Genomic DNA, 20,657 nt, shown 5'->3' with positions numbered 1-20,657 from the left:
ATGGCTAGAAAACCGGCGACGGAACGGCGGGACGAAGTAAAGACCGGAACCGGCAAGGATCCGGCCTTTGCCTATCGTCCCTTGCCCGGCGTCGCCGACGAAATGGTCGACAACAAAGGCGCTGTCCGCCCGGTCTGGCAGAACCTCCTGTCGGCGCTGTCGCGCATGTCGGAACAGGAGCTGACGGAGCGCTTCGCCCGCGCCGACCGCTATCTGCGCGATGCGGGCGTTTTCTATCGCGCCTACGGGGCGGCGGGTGTCAGCGAACGCGGCTGGCCGATATCTCATATTCCCGTGCTCATCGATGAGCGCGAGTGGCAAGTGCTTTCGGAAGGGCTGCGCCAGCGCGCCGATCTGCTCGAAGAGGTCATAGCCGACATCTATGGCGACGGCCGGCTGGTCAGCGAAGGCCTGCTGCCGCCGGCCTTGATCGCGGCCAATTCGGAATTCCTGCGTCCGCTCGTCGGCGTCAAGCCGGCGAACGGTCACTATCTGCATTTCCTGGCGTTCGAGGTCGGCCGCGGCCCTGATGGTAACTGGTGGGTGCTGGCCGACCGCGCGCAGGCTCCGTCAGGTGCCGGCTTTGCGTTGGAAACCCGCGTCGCAACCACCCGTGCCTTCTCCGATATCTATGCGGAAACCAAGGTCCACCGCCTCGCCTCCTTCTTCGGCGCTTTTCGGGATGCCCTGCTTGGCGGCAAGCGCCGCGCCGAGGGTCGCGTCGCCGTCCTGACGCCGGGACCTGCCAACGAGACCTATTACGAACACGCCTACATCGCCCGCTATCTCGGCTTCATGCTGCTCGAGGGCGAGGACATCACCGTCGTCAACGATCAGCTGATGGTGCGCACCGTCGCGGGGCTGCGGCCGATCAGCGTGCTCTGGCGCCGCCTCGATGCCGCCTATGCCGATCCCCTGGAGCTCAACCAGCACTCTCATATCGGCACGCCGGGCATGATCGAAGCCTTGCGGGCGCAGACGGTGACCATCGTTAATGCGCTCGGCTCCGGCGTCCTCGAAACACGCGCCCTGCTCGCCTTCATGCCGACCATCTGTCGGCATCTGCGCGGCGAGGAATTGAAGCTGCCGTCGATCGCCACCTGGTGGTGCGGCCAGAAGACCGAGCGCGAGCATGTCGCCGCCGATATCGAGAAGATGGTCATAGGCCCGGCCTATTCCTGCATGCCCTTCTTCGATGACAACGGCCAGTCCGTGCTGGGCTCGACTTTGCGCAGCACCGCCCGCGATTCGATCGCGGACTGGCTGGCGACCGAAGGTCACAAGCTGGTCGGCCAGGAGGTCGTCACGCTTTCGACCACGCCGGCCTGGGTCAACGGCAGGCTGACGCCGCGGCCGATGAGCCTGCGCGTCTTCGCCGCCCGCACGGAAAGCGGCTGGCAGATCATGCCCGGCGGCTTTGCCCGCATCGGCAGCGGCGATGACGTTGCGGCCATCGCCATGCAGGCGGGCGGTTCGGCCGCCGATGTCTGGATCGTCTCCGACAAGCCGGTCGAAGCGCATACGCTGCTGCCGGCCGAAGAAACCTTTACCCGCAACATGCCGGGCAGCCTGCCGAGCCGTGCCGCCGACAATCTCTTCTGGCTTGGCCGCTATATCGAGCGCGCCGAAGGCGCCTTGCGCATCCTGCGCGCCTGGCACGGCCGTTTCGCCGAGGCGGCGGATCCGAAGCAGCCGCTGCTTGCCGACGTCAGCGCCTATCTCGCCGCCATCGACATCGACACTGAGGAGGCGGTGCCCGAAAGCCTGCTGCTGAACATAGACAGCGCCGTCTACTCAGCCAGCAACATCCGCGACCGGTTTTCCCCGGACGGCTGGCTCGCGCTGAACGACCTCGCCAAGACCGCGCGCCGCTTCAAGGAAAGAGTGAAGCATGGCGATGACGCCAGCCATGCCATGACGATCCTGTTGCGCAAGCTTGCGGGTTTCGCCGGCCTCGTGCACGAAAACATGTATCGCTTCACCGGCTGGCGCTTTCTGTCGCTCGGCCGCTACATCGAGCGCGGCCTGCATATGACACGGCTGCTCGGCCATTTGTCCGGCCCCGATGCGCCCGATGGAGCGCTCGACATGCTGCTCGAAATCGGCGATAGCGTCATGACCCACCGCCGTCGTTACAACGTCAATACCGCCCGCCTGACGGTGACCGATCTCCTGGCGCTCGACCCCCTCAATCCGCGCTCGATCCTCTTTCAGATGAACGAGATCCATCGCGAAGTGGAACAGCTGCCGAATGCCTTCGTCAACGGCCAGATGTCGCCCTTCTATCGGGAGGCCATGCGACTGCATTCGGGTCTCGCCGTGATGACGCCCGAAACGATGACCGTCGAAGTCTATCAGCAGCTAGCGCGCGAATTGGAACGGCTTTCCGACCTGCTGGCACGCACCTATCTCGGATGACGTGATGCTCTACGACCTCTCGCTTCACATGGGCTACATATACGACGTGCCGGCAAGCGGTGCCCGGCACATATTGCGCGTCATGCCGCTATCCCTGCCCCATCGGCAGCGGCTGATCGCCGGCTCGGTGAAAATAACTCCAGGCCCGGACGAGCAATCGAACTTCACGGATTTCTTCCAGCATCCGGCAACCTCGATCCTGGTGCGCGATCCGCATGAAAGGCTCGACATCCGCATGCAGGCGCGTGTGCAGGTGGAAAGCCAGCCCGTCGCCGTGGATTTTTCGCCCCTGCTCGCCAAATTGCCCGAGGAAATCGACGATTGCTGGTCGGTTGATCCTTCCTCGCCCCACCATTTCCTCGGCAGCAGCCCGCGTCTACCGGAAACGGGTGAAATCACCGATTACAGCAGGCAGTGGCGGTCGACCAATCTGACGACCCTGCAGATCGCTCATGCGGTCTGTGCCCAGATACACAAGGATTTCACCTACGACGCGAAGGCGACGACGGTCGACACCACGCCGAAAGAGGCCTTCCGTCTCCGGCGCGGCGTCTGCCAGGATTTCTCGCATGTGATGATCATTGCGCTTCGCAGCCTCGGCATCCCCGCCGGCTATGTCAGCGGCTTTCTGCGCACCATCCCGCCGCCCGGCAAGGAACGGCTCGAGGGCGCCGATGCGATGCACGCCTGGGTGCGCGTCTGGTGCGGGGAGACGGCAGGCTGGATCGAGCTTGATCCGACCAACAATATTCCCGCCGGCACCGATCATATCGTCGTCGCTTATGGCCGCGATTATTCCGATGTCGCACCCGTCATCGGGGTGCTCAAAGGCTATGGCAGCCAGAAGGCCGTTCAGGCAGTAGATGTCATTCCACTAAAATAGAATATACTTAACGTAGTAAAAATCTGAAGCAAATCGCGCCAGATTAGGCAATTTGTTAAAAATCAACCTGCCGCTTAAACGTTCAACTAATATCTGTATTTGATAGTTCCGCCGTTCTTGAGGACTCAACTTTTTCGATAGGCGGACATGATGGTTGCCAGCTCTGATTTACTTTGCGCATTAAAACAACTTCTACGCGATAGAGCTGGAAATTTCGGCATCCTGACGGCGATTTCGATACCCGTACTGGTAGCGGCGGGTGGCATGGCGGTAGACATCACCAACATGTCGCTGTCACACAGCGAGCTTCAGGAAGCAACGGACTCCGCCGCGCTTGCGGCGGCGACAGCGATTGCCGATGGCAGCGCGACCACGACATCAGCCAAGGATCTCGCCAACAATTTCGTCCTCGGCCAGATGTCGAACTACCTACCGGGAGATGCCACGACGGCGAATGCGTTGAAGTCAGGAACATTAACCACCGTAACATCGAGCAGCAATTCATCCGGCGGCACGAGCTATACTGTTACGGTCGACGCTTCCTACGGCATGCCGGTCAACAGCATGAGCCGCCTGCTCGGCATGACATCGATGACAATTTCGTCGTCGAGTTCAAGCACGAGCGGAACGGCCGTTCAGAAAACCGCCCTGTCGATGGAAATTGCACTCGATAAGTCCGGATCGATGCTGCTGAACACGAATGTCATCGACAAGACAAAAACCAGCTGCACGCAATATTATACCAACGGCAACCGTCTGTATCAGTATCCAAATCCGATAAGCCCTTGCTACATCAAGAAAATAGATGCGCTAAAGACAGCAGTTGGCAATCTTCTCGATCAGTTGGACGCTGCCGATCCCCAGTCACAATATGTTCGCACAGCAGCCATTGCCTGGAGCAGCCAGGTCGACAGCTTCAGCAATCTCGATTGGGGAACGAAAACGACCCGTACCAATGTGGTGAGCGGACTGAACGCCGAAGGGGGCACCGAATCGAACGTCCCGATGAAAAAGGCCTATAACAGTGTTACCGCTACTGCCGAGGCAACTGCACAAAGCAACAACGGCAATAAGACTTTTCAGAAATATATCGTTTTGATGACAGACGGCGAAAACAACGACGCAAGTTCCGATCAAAAAACGCTGAATACGTGCAAAACCGCAAAAGACGCTGGCGTGCAGATCTACACCGTCGCCTTCATGGCTCCGACACGCGGACAGACCCTGCTCGCCGCCTGTGCCTCGAGCCCATCCAACTATTTCGACGCGCAGCAAATGTCCGATCTGGTTGCCGCCTTCAAAACCATCGGCGCCCAGGCAGCCAAGCAGATGACGCTCCTGACCAAGTGATCGCGCCTCTCCTCCGCGCCGAGCAACCGGAGATGGATGACAAAGAAAAAGCCGCGCGATGCGAGTATCGCGCGGCTTTTCGTTTGATCGATGCGCGAATAAGAGCCCGAAACATCATCGGAATCAAGTCTTTTCCCGCAAAGGTGAAATCTTTCGCGGCTATTTTGGCATCCGCCCAACTCGCATGTTGCAACTGCTTTACATCAGTGCGTAAACTGATAGTGAAACGGAAAGGCAATTTGATTTACACAGGCGTAACACCCTGAATATAAATCACAAATGGCGAGAGTTGATAATATGAATAACTTGACGACGGCCGATCTCCCCGTTCCCGCCCCACGCAGTTCCCGCCCCGAAATCCTTGCCGAAGAAATCATCGAGCGCCTGACCTATCGCATCGGCAAGGACGCCAAGGTCGCCAAGCCGCATGACTGGCTGACGGCAACGATCTTGGTCATTCGTGACCGCGTCATCGACAAGTGGATTGAATCGACCCGCAACGTTTACGAGACGGGCGCCAAGCGCGTCTATTATCTATCGCTCGAATTCCTGATCGGCCGCCTGATGCGTGATGCCATCTCCAACCTCGGCTTGATGGAAGAAATCACCAACGCGCTTTCCTCGCTCGGCGTCGACATCCGCGTCATCGCCGGCATCGAGCCCGACGCAGCTCTCGGCAATGGCGGCCTCGGCCGTCTCGCCGCCTGTTTCATGGAATCCATGGCGACGGTCGATGTGCCGGCCTATGGCTATGGCATTCGCTACGTGCACGGCCTGTTCCGCCAGCAGATGGCTGATGGCTGGCAGGTGGAACTGCCCGAAACCTGGCTGGCGCACGGCAACCCTTGGGAATTCGAACGTCAGGAAAGCTCCTATGAAATAGGCTTCGGCGGCGCCGTCGAGACCGTCAACGGCCATGACGATCAGCCGCGCTACGTCTGGAAGCCGGCCGAGCGCGTTATTGCCACGGCTTTCGATACGCCCGTCGTCGGCTGGCGCGGCAAGCGCGTCAACACGCTGCGCCTCTGGTCGGCGCAACCGATCGATCCGATCCTGCTCGATGCCTTCAACGCCGGCGACCATATCGGCGCGCTGCGCGAGAGCAACAAGGCCGAGAGCCTGACGCGCGTTCTCTATCCGGCCGATGCAACGCCCGCCGGCCAGGAGCTGCGCCTGCGCCAGGAGTTCTTCTTCTCCTCCGCATCGCTGCAGGACATTCTGCGCCGCCATCTGCAGCAATATGACGATCTGACCAATCTCGCCGACAAGGTTGCGATCCAGCTGAACGATACGCATCCGGCCGTTTCCGTCACGGAGATGATGCGCCTGCTCGTCGATGTCCACGGCTTCGAATTCGACAAGGCCTGGGATATCACCAGAAACACCTTCGGCTATACCAACCATACCCTGCTGCCGGAGGCGTTGGAAAGCTGGCCGGTTCCGCTGTTTGAGCGGCTTTTGCCGCGCCATATGCAGATCATCTACGCCATCAATGCCAAGATTCTTGTCGAGGCGCGCAAGCTGCGTAACTTCAGCGATACGGAAATTCGCTCGATCTCGCTCATCGACGAGAACGGCGATCGCCGTGTGCGCATGGGCAACCTCGCCTTTGTCGGCTCGCATTCGATCAACGGCGTTTCCGCGCTCCACACCGACCTGATGAAGGTCACGGTCTTTGCCGACCTGCACAAGCTTTATCCCGACCGCATCAACAATAAGACGAACGGCATTACGCCGCGGCGCTGGCTGATGCAGTGCAATCCGGGCCTTACCGGCCTCGTGCGCGAAGCCATCGGCGACGCCTTCCTCGACGATGCCGAGCAGCTGAAGCCGCTGGATCAATTCGCTCGCGACAGCGCCTTCCAGGAGAAGTTCGCCGCCGTCAAGCGTGCCAACAAGGTGCAGCTGTCCAATCTCGTCGCCAGCCGCATGGGCATCAAGCTCGATCCGGCTGCGATGTTCGACATCCAGATCAAACGCATTCACGAATACAAGCGCCAGCTTCTCAATGTCATCGAAGCCGTGGCGCTTTACGATCAGATCCGCTCGCATCCCGAGCTCGACTGGCAGCCGCGCGTCAAGCTCTTCGCCGGCAAGGCGGCGCCGAGCTATCACAACGCCAAGCTCATCATCAAGCTGATCAACGACGTCGCCCGCGTCGTCAACAATGACCCGTCGGTGCGAGGCCTGCTGAAGATCGTCTTCGTGCCGAACTACAATGTGTCACTCGCGGAAGTCATGGTTCCCGCAGCCGACCTCTCCGAGCAGATCTCGACCGCCGGCATGGAAGCCTCCGGCACCGGCAACATGAAATTCGGTCTCAACGGCGCGCTGACCATCGGCACGCTCGATGGCGCCAATGTTGAAATGCGCGACAATGTCGGCGAGGACAATATCGTCATCTTCGGGCTGCGGGCCGACGAGGTCGCCAACCTGCGCAGCGACGGTCACGATCCCCGCGCCATTATCGAGCGTTCACGCGAGCTCGCGCAGGCGCTGTCGGCCATCGCCTCCGGCGTCTTCTCTCCCGATGACCGCAACCGCTATGCCAGCCTGATCGAAGGCATCTACAGCCACGACTGGTTCATGGTCGCCGCCGATTTCGATGCCTATGCCTCGGCGCAGCGCGAAGTCGATATTCTCTGGGCCAATCCGTCGGAATGGTACGCCAAGACGATCAACAACACTGCTCGCATGGGCTGGTTCTCTTCCGACCGCACGATCCGCCAATACGCCAAGGAAATCTGGAGAGCCGGATGAAGAAGCCTAAAAAGAACGGTGATGGCACCGGGTCGAGGGATATTTCGGCCGACGAGATCGCTGCAATTCTCAAAGGCACCCATTCCGATCCGTTTGCCGTCCTCGGCGTCCACAAGACGGATGACGGCTATGTGGCGCGTTGTTTCATCTCCGGCGCGGAAGCTGTCACCGCCTTGACGCTGGACGGCACAGTCGCCGGCGAATTGGACTGCCTCGATCCGGCGGGTTTCTTTTCGGGTGATGTGAAACTCGGCAAGCAGCAGCCGGTCCGTTATCGCGCTAGGCGCGGCGACGCGGAATGGGCAGTGACCGATCCCTATAGCTTCGGCCCGATCCTCGGGCCGATGGATGACTATTTCGCCCGTCAGGGCACGCATCTGCGCCTGTTCGACAGGATGGGTGCCCACCCGATGAAGCACGAAGGCGTCCAAGGCTTCCATTTCGCCGTCTGGGCGCCGAATGCGCAGCGCGTTTCAGTCGTCGGCGATTTCAACAATTGGGATGGCCGCCGCCATGTCATGCGCTTTCGCTCCGACTCAGGCATCTGGGAGATCTTTGCTCCGGACGTGCCGGCCGGCGTTGCCTACAAGTTCGAGATCCGCGGCCATGACGGCGTGGTGCTGCCGCTGAAGGCCGATCCCTTCGCCCGCCGCAGCGAACTGCGCCCCAAGACCGCCTCGATCACGGCCATTGAGCTGAGCCAGGTCTGGGAGGATTCGGCTCACCGCGAGCATTGGGCAAGCGTCGACCAGCGCCGCCAGCCCATCAGCATCTACGAGGTGCATGCAGGCTCCTGGCAACGCCGCGACGATGGCTCGATGCTGTCATGGGACGAGCTTGCCTCGCGGCTCATCCCCTATTGCGTCGACATGGGCTTCACCCACATCGAATTCTTGCCGATCACCGAGCATCCCTATGACCCGTCCTGGGGCTATCAGACCACGGGCCTCTATGCCCCGACCGCCCGCTTCGGCGAGCCGGAAGGCTTTGCCCGCTTCGTCAATGGCTGCCACAAGGTCGGCATCGGCGTCATCCTGGATTGGGTGCCTGCGCATTTCCCGACCGACGAACACGGCCTGCGCTGGTTCGACGGCACGGCGCTCTATGAGCATGAAGACCCGCGCAAGGGCTTTCACCCTGACTGGAACACAGCGATCTACAATTTCGGCCGTACCGAGGTGCTCGCCTACCTTTTGAACAATGCGCTCTACTGGGCCGAAAAATTCCATCTGGACGGTTTGCGCGTCGACGCCGTCGCCTCCATGCTTTACCTCGACTATTCCCGCAAGCATGGCGAATGGATTCCAAACGAATATGGCGGCAACGAGAACCTCGAGGCGGTCCGCTTCCTGCAGTCGATGAACACGCGGATCTATGGGGCTCATCCCGGCGTGATGACGATCGCCGAGGAATCGACATCCTGGCCGAAAGTATCGCAGCCGGTGCACGAAGGCGGCCTCGGCTTCGGCTTCAAGTGGAACATGGGCTTCATGCACGATACGCTGAGCTATCTCTCCCGCGAGGCCGTGCATCGCAGGTATCACCACAACGAACTGACCTTCGGGCTGATCTACGCCTTCTCGGAAAACTTCGTCCTGCCGCTCTCGCATGACGAGGTCGTTCACGGAAAGGGATCGCTGATCGCCAAGATGGCGGGTGACGACTGGCAGAAATTCGCCAACCTGCGCGCCTATTACGCCTTCATGTGGGGCTATCCCGGCAAGAAGCTGCTGTTCATGGGTCAGGAATTCGCCCAATGGAGCGAGTGGAGCGAAGAGCGCGCGCTCGACTGGAACCTGCTGCAATACCGCATGCACGAAGGCATGCGGCGTCTCGTGCGCGATCTCAACTTCACCTATCGCAGCAAGCCGGCACTCCATGCCCGCGACTGCGAGGGCGATGGCTTCGAATGGCTTGTCGTCGATGATTTCGAAAACTCGGTCTTCGCATGGCTCCGCAAGGCGCCGGGCGAAAAGCCGGTTGCCGTCATCACCAATTTTACGCCAGTCTATCGTGAGAACTACACCTTGCGCTTGCCAGCTGAGGGGCGGTGGCGCGAGATATTGAATACCGATGCCGACATCTACGGCGGCAGCGGCAAGGGAAATGGTGGGCGCGTGCAGGCCGTCAGCGCAGGAGGGGGCGTACAAGCGATCATAACGCTGCCGCCGCTGGCGACCATCATGCTCGAACCGGAATTTTGAGATCACTACGGACAGGGAGGAATAAAATGGTAGAAAAACGTTTCCAGCCGCTGGCGCGCGATGCCATGGCCTACGTTCTTGCCGGCGGGCGCGGGAGCCGCCTGAAAGAGCTGACCGACCGCCGTGCCAAGCCGGCCGTCTACTTCGGCGGCAAGACGCGAATTATCGATTTCGCGCTGTCCAATGCCCTCAATTCCGGTATCCGCCGCATCGGCGTCGCCACGCAATACAAGGCACACTCGCTGATCCGCCACATGCAGCGCGGCTGGAACTTCTTCCGGCCCGAGCGAAACGAAAGTTTCGACATCCTGCCGGCCTCGCAGCGCGTCTCGGAGACGCAATGGTACGAAGGCACAGCCGACGCCGTCTACCAGAACATCGACATCATCGAGCCCTATGGTCCGGAATACATGGTCATCCTCGCCGGCGACCATATCTATAAGATGGACTATGAATGGATGCTGCAGCAGCACGTCGATTCCGGCGCCGAAGTCACCATCGGCTGCCTCGAAGTGCCGCGCATGGAGGCTGTCGGCTTCGGCGTCATGCATGTCGATGAAAAGGACCAGATCATCGATTTCGTCGAGAAGCCGGCCGATCCGCCTGGCATTCCCGGCAATCCTGATTTCGCCCTCGCCTCGATGGGCATCTACGTGTTCCACACGAAATTCCTGATCGAATGCCTGCGGCGCGACGCAGCCGATCCGAACTCCAGCCGCGACTTCGGCAAGGACATCATTCCCTACATCGTCAAGAACGGCAAAGCCGTCGCGCACCGCTTCGCGCAATCCTGCGTTCGCTCCGATTTCGAGCGCGAGGCATACTGGCGCGACGTCGGCACGATCGATGCCTACTGGCAGGCCAATATCGACCTGACCGCCGTCGTGCCGGAACTCGATATCTACGACAAATCCTGGCCGATCTGGACCTACGCGGAAATCAGCCCCCCCGCCAAGTTCGTCCATGACGACGAGGATCGCCGCGGCTCGGCCGTCTCCTCCGTGGTTGCCGGCGATTGCATCATCTCAGGCGCAAGTCTTTCCAACAGCCTCCTGTTCACGGGCGTGCGCGCCAACTCCTATTCCAAGCTGGAGGGAGCCGTCGTGTTGCCGAGCGTCAAGGTCGGTCGCCGCGCACAGCTCAAGAATGTCGTCATCGACCATGGCGTCACCATTCCGGAAGGGTTGATCGTCGGTGAGGATCCGGAACTGGATGCCAAGCGCTGGCGCCGCACGGAAAGCGGCATCTGCCTGATCACGCAATCGATGATCGACAAGCTGGATTTGTAACCTATGAAGGTTCTCTCGGTTTCGTCCGAAGTCTTCCCCTTGATCAAGACAGGGGGCCTGGCCGATGTGGCCGGCGCCCTGCCCTCCGCACTGAAGCCCTACGGCGTCGAGACCAAGACACTCATTCCGGGCTATCCGGCGGTCATGAAGGCCGTCCGCGATCCGGTCGTCCGTCTCGAATTCCCCGATCTGCTCGGCGAGCCGGCCACCGTTCTCGAGGTCGAGCATGCGGGCATTTCCTTCCTCGTGCTCGACGCGCCGGCCTATTACAGCCGCACCGGCGGCCCCTATGTCGATGCGACGGGCAAGGATTATCCCGATAACTGGCGGCGTTTCGCCGCGCTGTCGCTGGCCGGCGCGGAAATTGCCGCAGGCCTCCTGCCGGGCTGGCGGCCGGATCTCGTGCATGCGCATGACTGGCAATCGGCCATGGTGCCGGTCTACATGCGCTACAATCCTACGCCGGAGCTGCCGAGTGTCCTCACCATCCACAACATCGCTTTCCAGGGCCAGTTCGGCTCCGATATCTTCCCGGGCTTGCGCCTGCCGGCGCATGCCTTTTCGATGGAGGGCGTGGAATATTACGGCGATGTCGGGTTTCTCAAGGGCGGGCTGCAGACCGCCCATGCACTGACCACGGTCAGCCCTTCCTATGCCGAAGAAATCCTGACGCCGGAATTCGGCATGGGTCTCGAAGGCGTCATCGCCAGCAGGGCCTATAACCTCTACGGCATCGTCAACGGCATCGACGACGATATCTGGAACCCGGCGACCGATCCGATGATCGCACAGACCTATAGCGCGGCGACGCTGAAGGATCGCGCCGTCAACCGCCACCGGGTCATCGAACATTTCGGCCTCGACGACGATGATGGTCCGATCTTCTGCGTCGTCAGCCGGCTCACATGGCAGAAGGGCATGGATCTTCTGGCAAGTGTTGCCAGCGAGATTGTCCACATGGGCGGCAAGCTCGCCATTCTGGGCGCGGGCGATGCGGCGCTGGAGGGCGCGCTGTTTGCCGCAGCCGGCCGTCATCGCGGCCGTGTCGGCGTTTCCGCGGGCTATAACGAGCCCATGTCGCATCTGATGCAGGCCGGGTGTGACGCGATTATCATTCCCTCGCGCTTCGAACCCTGTGGCCTCACGCAGCTTTATGGCTTACGCTATGGTTGCCTGCCGATCGTTGCGCGGACAGGGGGGCTCAACGACACGATTATCGACGCCAACCACGCCGCGCTGCAGGCAAAAGCCGCGACCGGCATCCAATTTTCGCCCGTCACCCCCGAAGGGCTGCTGCAGGCCATACGCCGTGCCATGCATCTCTTCCAGGATCGAAAGGTCTGGACGCAGATGCAAAAGCAGGGCATGAAATCCGACGTATCCTGGGGCAGGAGCGCAGAACGCTACGCCGCTCTCTACTCCAGTCTAGTCTCGAGAGGCGCTTAACCCGATGATTAAAACCGTACCCACCACCCCCTACGCGGATCAGAAGCCCGGCACCTCGGGCTTGCGAAAGAAGGTTCCCGTATTCCAGCAGCCGAACTATGCGGAAAACTTCATCCAGTCGATTTTTGATTCGCTCGAAGGCTATCAGGGCAAGTGCCTGGTCATCGGCGGCGACGGCCGCTACTACAATCGCGAAGTCATCCAGAAGGCCATCAAGATGGCCGCCGCGAATGGCTTCGGCAAGGTGATGGTCGGCAAGGGCGGCATCCTCTCCACGCCCGCCGCCTCCAACATCATCCGCAAATACAAGGCCTTCGGCGGCATCATCCTGTCCGCGAGCCACAATCCTGGCGGCCCAACCGAAGACTTCGGCATCAAGTATAATATCAGCAATGGCGGCCCCGCGCCGGAGAAGATCACCGACGCGATCTATGAGCGCTCGAAGGTCATCGACAGCTACAAGATATCAGACTTCCCGGACATCAACCTCGATCGCATCGCCCGCGAAGATGTGGGCGGCATGATCGTTTCCGTCATCGATCCCGTCGAAGACTATGCGACCCTGATGGAGGAGCTGTTCGATTTCGGCGCGATCCGCAATCTGATCAGCCTCGGCTTCCGCCTGAGCTTCGACGCGATGAGCGCCGTCACCGGCCCCTACGCCAAGGAAATCTTCGAGATCCGCCTCGGCGCGCCGGACGGTTCGGTTCGCAACTTCCTGCCTCTGCCGGATTTCGGCGGTCATCATCCGGATCCGAACCTTGTCTACTGCAAGGAGCTTTACGACGACATGATGAGCGACGATGCCCCCGATTTCGGCGCGGCATCGGATGGCGACGGCGATCGCAATCTCATCATCGGCAAGGGCATCTACGTCACCCCGTCCGACAGCCTGGCGATTCTGGCGGCCAACGCCAATCTCGCTCCCGGCTATTCGCACGGCATCGCCGGCATAGCCCGCTCCATGCCAACAAGCGGCGCCGCCGACCGCGTTGCCGAAAAGCGTGGCGTCGGCATCTACGAAACGCCGACCGGCTGGAAATTCTTCGGCAATCTGCTCGATGCCGGCATGGCGACCATCTGCGGCGAAGAAAGCTCGGGCACCGGCTCCAACCACGTTCGCGAGAAGGACGGCCTCTGGGCTGTGCTGCTCTGGCTGAACATTCTGGCCGTTCGCGGCGAGAGCGTCATCGATATCGTGACGCAGCACTGGGCCACCTATGGCCGCAACTATTATTCCCGCCACGATTATGAGGGCGTCGACACCGATGCAGCCAATGGCCTGATCTCGGCGCTGCGCGAAGAGCTGCCGACCCTGCCGGGCACGAAGTTCGGCGATCTCACCGTTTCCGCCGCCGACGACTTCGCCTATCACGATCCGGTCGACAAGTCGGTCAGCCAGCATCAGGGCATCCGCATCCTCTTTGAAGGCGGCTCCCGCGTGGTCTTCCGTCTCTCCGGCACCGGCACGACGGGCGCGACGCTGCGCGTTTACATCGAGCGCTACGAGCCAGATCCGACCCGCCACAATATTGAAACCCAGCAAGCGCTGGCCGACCTCATCGTCGCCGCCCAGGATATCGCCGATATCAAGGGTCGCACCGGCCGTGACGCGCCGACCGTCATTACCTGAATTTACGACCTAAGCCCCTTCTCCCCGCGGATGCGTGGAGAAGGTGGCCAGGAGCCGCCCAACAATGTGGGGCGGCGACTGGCCGGATGAGGGGCATTCTCAAAATTCGCCGCGACTGCACAATTTGCCGAACGCTCCGCCCCTCACCCTAACCCGCTCCTCGCAAGCGGGGAGAGGGAACAATCTCCAGCGATCCGGAAAGCCCGCAAGACATGTCAGAACCGACAACCCGCTGCCTTGGAGCAACCCTTACCGATTCTGGCGGCGAATTTATCGTCGCATCCAAACATGCCGAGCGCATCGAGCTCTGCCTGTTCGATGCCGAGGGCCACAAGGAAATTGCGCGCCTGCCGCTCACCCGCGACGGCGACGAACATCGTCTTTTCGTCAAGGATGCAAGGGAAGGCGCGCGCTACGGCCTGCGCGCCCATGGCTCCTATGATCCCGATCGCGGCCTCTGGTTCGACCCGTCCAAGCTCTTGGTCGATCCCTACGCCAAGGAGATCGACCGGCCGTTTCGCTATGATCCGCGCCTCGGGGTCTTCGGTGCCGATACGCAGGATCTCATGCCGAAGGCGATCGTCTCGCGCGATGTCGCCGTCAAGCCGGCCAAGCCCTTGTTTCAGCCCGGCGGCCTGATCTACGAGATCGCCGTAAAGCCCTTCACGATGTTGCATCCGGATGTGCCGGCTGAGATACGCGGCACGCTTGGCGCCCTCGCCCACCCCTCCGTCATCGCGCATCTCAAGCGCCTGCAGATCGACGCCGTCGAGCTGATGCCGATCACCGCATGGATCGACGAACGGCATCTGCCGCCGCTCGGCCTTACCAATGGTTGGGGCTACAACCCGGTCGCCTTCATGGCGCTCGATCCGCGCCTCGTGCCCGGCGGCATGAGGGAGTTGCGCGAGACGGTCGCCACCCTTCACGCCGAAGGGATCGCCGTCATCCTCGATCTCGTCTTCAACCATACGGGCGAAAGCGACCGACAGGGACCTACCTTGTCATTGCGAGGCCTCGACAATTCAAGCTATTTCCGCCATCTGCCCGACCAACCCGGCACGCTGGTCAACGATACCGGCACGGGCAACACCATTGCCTGCGACCAGCCGGCAACACGCAGGCTCATCATCGACAGCCTGCGCCATTTCGTCCGGAATGCCGGCATCGACGGTTTCCGTTTCGATCTCGCCACCGTGCTCGGCCGCAACGGCAAGGGCTTCGATCCGGACAGCATGACGCTGCGCACCATGCTGGCGGATGAGGTGCTGCAGGATCGGATCATGATCGCCGAGCCCTGGGACATCGGCGCCGGCGGCTACCAGCTGGGGAATTTTCCCGCGCCTTTTCTTGAATGGAACGACCGCGCCCGCGATGATTTACGCCGCTTCTGGCGAGGCGATGCGGGCATCGGCGATCTCGCGACCGTGCTTGCCGGCTCCTCCTCTATCTTCGGCCGTGACGGACGCACGCAGACGCGCAGCGTCAATTTCCTCGCCGCCCATGACGGCTTCACACTGATGGATCTCGTTTCCTACGAGAACAAGCACAATGAGGCCAATGGCGAGAACAATCGCGACGGCCACAACGAGAACTTCTCGTGGAACAATGGCATCGAAGGCAAGACGGACGACCAATCGATCCAGCGCAAGCGCCGCGCCGATATCGAAGCCATGCTGTCGACGCTCTTTGCCACGCGCGGCACGATCATGCTGACATCGGGCGACGAAGCCGGACGCAGCCAGCAGGGCAATAACAACGCCTATTGCCAGGATAATGCCATCACCTGGATGGACTGGAAGACACTGGACGAGGAGTTGATCGGCCATACGGCATGGCTCGCCGGCCTACGCCGCCGCTTCGCTGCCTTCGGCGATATGGACTTCTTCCATGGCGATGGCGACGTGCTCTGGTTCTCAGGCGCGGGAACACCGATGGCGGCGCCGGATTGGGAAGCGCCAAGCGCAAGCGTGCTCGGCATGGCGCTCCGCACGCAGGATCGCGCCACCGGCCGGTCGGCGCGGCTTGCCATGTTGTTCAACCGCGCAACCGAGGAGCTCCATGCCACATTGCCTGCCTCGGAAAATGGTGGTTGGTCGCTGCTGACGACGGCAGGCGAAACGGCAGCCGGTGAGCAGCTCACTATTCCCGCCCGTTCCGTCGCCTTCCTTGTCGAAAAATGATCGCGGTTGCACTTTCGGTCTCGATTCGCCAGAAAGGATTCTGACGACACAGACTGACGAGGATGGAATGCCCGGCGAAATTTCGCTTGTCGAGATCATGAAACTGGCGGGAACGGAGATCGGCGTTTCTGACTGGATCATCGTCGAGCAGACGATGATCGACACCTTTGCCGATGCGACGCTCGATCACCAATTCATCCATGTCGATTCAGAGCGCGCCAAGGCGGAAACGCCCTATGGCGGCACTATCGCCCACGGCTTCCTGACGCTCTCGCTGCTCTCGGCGATGAACTACAGCGGTCTGCCAAAGATCCGCGAGCAGACGATGGGCATCAACTACGGCTTCGAAAAGATCCGCTTTATGTCACCAGTCAAGTGCGGCGCGCGGGTGCGTGGCCGTTTCGTGCTCGCCGAAACCCGCCTGCGCGGCGCCAGCATGCTGATGCTGACTTATGACGTGACGGTCGAGATCGAAAATGAGCGCAAACCGGCGCTCACCGCGACATGGACGACCATATCGCAGTTCGATCCGAAGGATCGGCCGGAAGAGGGTTAAAGTCTCTTTTCTACCTTCTTCCCGCCGGGGAGAAGGTATTTTCCGCATCCTCCGCGCCCTCGGCCAAAAGACCAAAGACATAGTCGGAGAAGGAGCGCCAGACTTCAACGCGGAATGTCTCTTCATCGAGGCGCAAGACCACCACCTCAGCCTTGCCATAAAGCGTGCGCGAGCAGGCGCCGGCAGGGAATGCGTTCAGCGAAAGGTCCTGCGAGCAGCCGGCGGCAAGCGTTGCTTCCGCCCCGGAACCTGACACAATCACAGCGGTATTGCGATGCGAGACATCGGTCGCCGAATGCAACGCTCCGGACGATGCGGCCAGACCGACGAGTTCTGCGCCGTTCTCATCGATGACGAGCCATTCGTCCGGGCCAAGCCACAGGGCATGACGCCCATTGGCGCTGGTCGAGGTCTTCGGCCGGGTCGGCAGCTGCAGGCCGAGCGCCTGCGAAAGACCGCCGATCGAGTCGGCCGGCGCGCGCAGCGAAATACGGCTTGCGGGAGCGGCGGGCGTCAGTCGAACGATAGAAGAGCCACCATGGCGACCGGCGAGCGGCAGTTTACGGGTTGCGAGATCAACCATTGATCCGGCCTCCTTCCTTGTCAAAGAACACCAGATCCGCCACCTCGACGGCAATCGTCTTGTCCGGCATCGGCACGTAGAGCGTCTTGCCCATGCGTTCGCGTCCGCCGGCAACCAGCGCGAAGGCGATGGAGCGGCCGAGATTTTCGGACCAGTAGGAAGAGGTGACATGGCCGAGCATGGTCATCGGCTTCTGTTCGTTGGGGTCGGCGACGATCTGCGCGCCTTCCTCCAGCACCACTTTCGGATCGCGGGTGGTAAGACCGACAAGCTGCTTGCGCCCTTCCTTCATGATATCCGGCCGCTTCAGGCCGCGAATACCGACGAAATCGGTCTTCTTCTTGGAAACCGCCCAGGAGAGCCCGGCATCGTCTGGCGTAACAGTCCCGTCGGTATCCTGCCCGACGATGATGTAGCCCTTCTCGGCGCGCAGCACGTGCATGGTCTCGGTGCCGTAAGCGCAGGCACCCAGCGGCTCGGCGCGCGCCCAGACGGCTTCCAGAACGGACTGACCATAATCGGCTGGCACGTTGATTTCGTAGCCGGCCTCACCGGTGAAGGAGACGCGGAACAGCCGCGCCGGCACGCCGCAGACTTTGCACTCGGCCACACTCATATGTGGGAAGGCCTCGTTGGACAGATCCTGCCCCTCGACGAGCGGCTCGATGATCTCGCGCGCCTTCGGACCCTGCACGGCAATGACGGCCCATTGCTCCGTCGTCGACGTCAGCCACACCTTCAGATGCGGGAACTCTGTCTGCAGATAGTCTTCCATGTGATGCAGCACGCGCGGCGCACCGCCTGTTGTCGTCGTCACATGGAAACGATCTTCGGCCAAGCGCCCGACGACACCGTCGTCATAGACGAAGCCGTCTTCGCGCGTCATGATGCCGTAGCGGCAGCGGCCGGGCTTCAGCGTATCCCAGGCATTGGTGTAGAGGAGATTCAGGAATTCCGCCGCATCCGGCCCGACCACTTCGATCTTGCCGAGCGTCGAGGCATCGAACACGCCGGCCACGTCACGCGCCGTACGGCATTCGCGATTGACGGCCTGGTGCATGGTCTCGCCGGCGCGCGGATAGAACCAGGCACGCTTCCAGTTGCCGACATCTTCGAAGATGGCGCCATGTGCCTCTTCCCAGGCATGCATCGGCGTCTTGCGGGCGGGATCAAAAAGAGGTCCACGCGAATGGCTGATCAGCGTGCCGTAGGTGACAGGCGTATAGGGCGCGCGGAAGGTGGTAAGACCGACCTGCGGAATATCCTTGCCGAGCATTTCGGCGGCGATCGCCAGCCCGTGCATGTTGGAAAGCTTGCCCTGGTCGGACGCCATCCCGTTGGTGGTGAAGCGCTTGATGTGCTCGATGGAGTGCATGCCCTCGCGCACGGCAAGGCGGATATCCTTGGCGCAGACATCATGCTGGAAATCGACGAAAGCCTTGGCATTCGTGTCCGGCCCGGCACCTTCGGCGGCACCGATCATGCCGCCGGTCCATTCGAAGGCCTGCTCGGCATGAAGCTGGATCTTTTCGCCGCCATTGGTGGCGCCGGTAGCGCGCGCCATCAGCTCGCCGGCGGCCAACGATTCCTCGATCGCGGCCTGCAGACCATCCGTACCGTTGCAGGCGCCAACCGAGAGACAATCCTGAACATAGGTGCCCGGCAGGAAGCGCTGCTTCTCGGTATCGAATTTCAGCTTGCCGCGCGACTGCGAGAAGAGATGAACGGAGGGCGTCCAGCCGGCGGAAACCAGCAGGGCGTCGATCGCGATCTTGCGCTTGGCGGAGCTGCCGTTGCGCGCGACGGTCATGGAGGAGACGCGAAGCTTGCCGGCGGTGTCGACGACGGCGTAATCCGTCATCACTTCTATGCCCAGCCGCTTCGCCTCAGCCAGAACCGCCTCGCCCGGCCGCGCGCGGCTGTCGACGATGGCGGCAACGGAAACGCCGGCGCGCTTGAGGTCGAAGGCGGCTTCATAGGCCGAATCGTGCGCAGTGTAGACGCCGATTTTCGCACCAACGGCGACGCCATAGTGGTTGAGATAGGCGCGCGCCGCCGAGGCGAGCATAATGCCCGGACGGTCGTTGTTCGGAAACACCATGTGACGTTCGATGGCGCCAGTCGCCAGGATGGCCCGCTTGGCGCGGACCTGCCACAGGCGCTCGCGCGGCAGGTCGCGGCCCGGTCGCGCCAGATGATCGGTCACCCGTTCGGCAAGCCCGAAGAAATTGTGATTGTAGTAGCCGAAGGCCGTCGTGCGGGTCAGCACCTGGACGTTCGGCATCACCTGGAGCTTGGCGACGATAGCCTGCGCCCAGTCATAGCCCTCGACGCCGTCGATCTTGATGCCGGTGTCGAAGCGCAGCGCACCGCCGGCTTCCGGCTGCTCGTCGCAGAGGATAACTTTAGCGCCGGTTTCGGCGGCGGCCAGCGCCGCGGAAAGACCGGCAGCGCCGGCACCGACGACAAGCACGTCGCAATGCGCATAGCGGCTGGCATAATGATCCGGATCTTCTTCCGTCGGCGCAACGCCGAGGCCGGCGGCGCGGCGGATGAAGGGCTCGTAGAGATGCTTCCAGGCCGACTTCGGCCACATGAAGGTCTTGTAGTAGAAGCCGGCGGCAAAGAACGGCGACATCAAATTGTTGACGCCGCCGACATCGAAGGCGAGCGACGGCCAGCGGTTCTGCGACTGCGCCTTCATGCCGTCGAAGACTTCCTGCACGCTGGCGCGCACGTTCGGCTGCCGCCGCGCCGCATCGCGGGAAATATCGAGCAGCGCGTTCGGCTCCTCGGCTCCGGCGGAAAGAATGCCGCGCGGGCGGTGATACTTGAAGGACCGGCCGACGAGATGGACGCCGTTGGCAAGCAGCGCCGAGGCGACGGTATCGCCTTCGAGCGCAGTGTAGCTCTTGCCGTCAAAAGTGAAGCGAGCGGTTCTGGCCGGCGTCAGACGTCCCTTGCCCGCGATACGATTGGCGCCGCTCATTCAACAAATCCCTCTGTTTGTGCCGTCTGTTCTTGTTCGTTTTTATGCTGCGCAGCCGGCTCGGACGCGCCTGGCAGGAGCGTCGCGGGATCCGGCTTTGGCTCGCCGGCCTTGTAGGTACGGTAGAAATGATCGCTCACCGTGTCGCGCGCCGCGTTGAAGAAGCGGCCGCAGCCATGGATATGCCGCCAGCGCTCGAATATCAGGCCCTTCGGATTGTCGCGCAGGAAGAAATATTCCTCGAACTCCTCGTTCGAAATTCCGGCGATATTGGCCGGCCGTACGATATGGGCGTCGCCGGCGTTGCGGAATTCGAGTTCCGAACGCTCTTCCTCGCAATAGGGGCAGTAAATCAGCAGCATC

At 61.4% G+C, this 20,657-nt stretch carries 13 protein-coding genes; 10 read left to right on the top strand and 3 right to left on the bottom strand.

Going from position 1 to position 20,657, the window contains the following annotated elements:
* The 10 genes from HGP16_RS00885 to HGP16_RS00840 all read left to right on the top strand — a co-directional run bounded on the left by HGP16_RS00885 (position 1) and on the right by HGP16_RS00840 (position 16,722).
* The gene (locus HGP16_RS00885; protein WP_168838148.1) at positions 1–2,418 is read left to right on the top strand and encodes a circularly permuted type 2 ATP-grasp protein; all 2,418 of its coding nucleotides are present in this window, start codon (positions 1–3) and stop codon (positions 2,416–2,418) included.
* Positions 2,419–2,422: 4 nt separating this feature from the next.
* A complete protein-coding gene (locus tag HGP16_RS00880) occupies positions 2,423–3,301 on the top strand; it encodes a transglutaminase family protein (protein WP_168838147.1) in 879 nt (292 codons plus the stop codon).
* Positions 3,302–3,448: 147 nt separating this feature from the next.
* A complete protein-coding gene (locus tag HGP16_RS00875; RefSeq protein WP_246703257.1) occupies positions 3,449–4,651 on the top strand; it encodes a vWA domain-containing protein in 1,203 nt (400 codons plus the stop codon).
* Between the two features lie 297 nt (positions 4,652–4,948).
* On the top strand, positions 4,949–7,411 hold the full coding sequence (locus HGP16_RS00870) for a glycogen/starch/alpha-glucan phosphorylase (RefSeq protein WP_168838146.1): 2,463 nt from the start codon (positions 4,949–4,951) through the stop codon (positions 7,409–7,411).
* Positions 7,408–9,615, top strand: a complete 2,208-nt coding sequence (glgB, locus tag HGP16_RS00865; RefSeq protein ID WP_168838145.1) for a 1,4-alpha-glucan branching protein GlgB — start codon at positions 7,408–7,410, stop codon at positions 9,613–9,615. Before HGP16_RS00870 ends, glgB begins: the two co-directional genes overlap by 4 nt.
* Positions 9,616–9,641: 26 nt before the next feature.
* Positions 9,642–10,904: a glucose-1-phosphate adenylyltransferase gene (gene glgC, locus HGP16_RS00860; protein WP_168838144.1), complete on the top strand. Its 1,263-nt coding sequence runs from the start codon at positions 9,642–9,644 to the stop codon at positions 10,902–10,904.
* A gap of 3 nt (positions 10,905–10,907) precedes the next feature.
* Positions 10,908–12,350: a glycogen synthase GlgA gene (gene glgA / locus HGP16_RS00855; protein WP_168838143.1), complete on the top strand. Its 1,443-nt coding sequence runs from the start codon at positions 10,908–10,910 to the stop codon at positions 12,348–12,350.
* A gap of 4 nt (positions 12,351–12,354) precedes the next feature.
* Complete coding sequence (locus HGP16_RS00850) at positions 12,355–13,983, top strand: alpha-D-glucose phosphate-specific phosphoglucomutase (protein ID WP_168838142.1); 1,629 nt, start codon at positions 12,355–12,357, stop codon at positions 13,981–13,983.
* A 212-nt stretch (positions 13,984–14,195) separates the two neighbouring features.
* Complete coding sequence (gene glgX, locus HGP16_RS00845) at positions 14,196–16,166, top strand: glycogen debranching protein GlgX (RefSeq protein ID WP_168838141.1); 1,971 nt, start codon at positions 14,196–14,198, stop codon at positions 16,164–16,166.
* 67 nt (positions 16,167–16,233) lie between these two features.
* A complete protein-coding gene (locus tag HGP16_RS00840; RefSeq protein WP_168838140.1) occupies positions 16,234–16,722 on the top strand; it encodes a MaoC family dehydratase in 489 nt (162 codons plus the stop codon).
* Positions 16,723–16,732: 10 nt separating this feature from the next.
* Here the strand turns inward: HGP16_RS00840 and HGP16_RS00835 are convergent, their stop codons facing one another.
* From HGP16_RS00835 to HGP16_RS00825, 3 genes are read right to left on the bottom strand one after another with little or no spacing between them, the layout of a single operon-like run.
* The gene (locus tag HGP16_RS00835; RefSeq protein WP_168838139.1) at positions 16,733–17,305 is read right to left on the bottom strand and encodes a sarcosine oxidase subunit gamma; all 573 of its coding nucleotides are present in this window, start codon (positions 17,303–17,305) and stop codon (positions 16,733–16,735) included.
* The gene (locus HGP16_RS00830; RefSeq protein WP_168838138.1) at positions 17,298–20,294 is read right to left on the bottom strand and encodes a sarcosine oxidase subunit alpha; all 2,997 of its coding nucleotides are present in this window, start codon (positions 20,292–20,294) and stop codon (positions 17,298–17,300) included. Before HGP16_RS00830 ends, HGP16_RS00835 begins: the two co-directional genes overlap by 8 nt.
* Positions 20,291–20,656: a sarcosine oxidase subunit delta gene (locus HGP16_RS00825; protein WP_168838137.1), complete on the bottom strand. Its 366-nt coding sequence runs from the start codon at positions 20,654–20,656 to the stop codon at positions 20,291–20,293. The genes HGP16_RS00830 and HGP16_RS00825 overlap by 4 nt, the downstream gene beginning before the upstream one ends.
* Between the last annotated feature and the right edge of the window lies 1 nt (position 20,657).

Source organism: Rhizobium sp. P40RR-XXII (genome assembly GCF_012641405.1).
Taxonomy (GTDB): domain Bacteria; phylum Pseudomonadota; class Alphaproteobacteria; order Rhizobiales; family Rhizobiaceae; genus Rhizobium.
The sequence above is the reverse complement of the archived record's forward strand: the minus strand, read 5'-3'. Positions and strand labels throughout refer to the sequence as shown.